We start from the raw sequence: 1,306 nt of genomic DNA on the forward strand, positions 1-1,306 counted from the left end.
CACTAGTGTCTACTATAAATTTTAAAATGTTCTTTGAAATTATTGATAATTAGAAAGATATCACTGTTTTTTGACGGTGACGATTTGAATTGCACTTTTTTTAAGTTCGTGATTTTTCCACGAACCTATGAATCAAGGCAAATACGTTTTCGCTCAACTCACTGAATTATTGCCCCAACGGGTTTTTGATAGGATTGTTTCCAAACACAATGGTAACAAGTATGTAAGACACTTCACTTGCTGGAACCAGCTCATGTGCATGGTTTTTGGTCAGGTTTCCGGAAGGGAAAGCCTTCGGGACCTGCTAGTGGTTATCAAAGCCCACCAGAACAAATCTTACCATTTAGGGTTTAGCAAAAGTGTTACTTTGAGCAACCTTGCAAAGGCCAATAAAAAAAGATCCTATCTGATTTTTGAACAGTATGCCAATTATCTAATAGCTCTGGCAAGAAGCAAGAGTAGTGAAAATGATTTAGGGATAAACGGGAGGGTTTATGCCTTTGACTCCACGACCATTGATCTGTGCCTGGGGGTATTCTGGTGGGCTACTTTCCGCAAGGCAAAAGCGGGGATAAAACTGCACACCTTATTTGATGTTACCACCCGGATACCTGCATTCGTTCATTTTTCTGAAGCGGACGTACATGATGTCAATGCCATGGACCATCTCATTTACGAGCCATCGGCCTATTATGTGTTCGACCGCGGTTATGTAGATTTTAATCGGTTATACACCATCACGACCCAACAGGCATTTTTCGTGGTAAGAGCCAAATCCAACCTGAAATTCAATCGCATGTATTCCTGTAAGATTGACAAATCCACTGGAGTGAAAGCTGACCAAACCGGAAAAATGAGCGGATTTTATACCTCTAAGGAGTACCCTGATAAAATCAGACGGATTAAATTCCATGACAATGAAAACGACAGGACCTTTGTGTTCTTGACCAACAACTTTGAGCTGACGGCATTACAGGTTGCACTGCTGTACAAGCAACGTTGGCAGGTGGAACTTTTCTTTAAATGGATAAAGCAACACTTAAAGGTAAAATCGTTTTGGGGAACCACGGAAAATGCAGTACGCATACAAATCAATGCGGCCATAATCACCTATTGTCTGGTCTCTATTTTCAAAAACGAACATAAAATAGAGCATTCCACCTACGAAATCATACAGGTTCTCAGCGTATCCCTACTGGACAAAACTTCTGTAAAACAGTTGTTTACAAATTCTAATTACAATAATGTCAATGAACAAACTGATAACCAGTTGAAAATCAACTTATTTTAAGTGGACACTAGTGAT

Annotated in this window: 1 protein-coding gene; it reads left to right on the forward strand. The window is 39.7% G+C overall.

Features of this window, described 5'->3' with window-relative positions:
- The first annotated feature begins 127 nt into the window (after window positions 1–127).
- A complete protein-coding gene (locus ACRHOZ_RS20815; RefSeq protein ID WP_093980793.1) occupies window positions 128–1,291 on the forward strand; it encodes an IS4 family transposase in 1,164 nt (387 codons plus the stop codon).
- The last annotated feature ends 15 nt before the right edge of the window (window positions 1,292–1,306 follow it).

Origin of the sequence: Flagellimonas flava (assembly GCF_050617915.1) — a bacterium.
In the GTDB taxonomy this organism is placed as follows: domain Bacteria; phylum Bacteroidota; class Bacteroidia; order Flavobacteriales; family Flavobacteriaceae; genus Flagellimonas; species Flagellimonas flava_A.

Excerpts from the sequence above, each read along its gene's own strand:
- ACRHOZ_RS20815 (WP_093980793.1), top strand. The coding sequence starts at position 128 with ATGAATCAAGGCAAATACGTTTTCGCTCAACTCACTGAATTATTGCCC.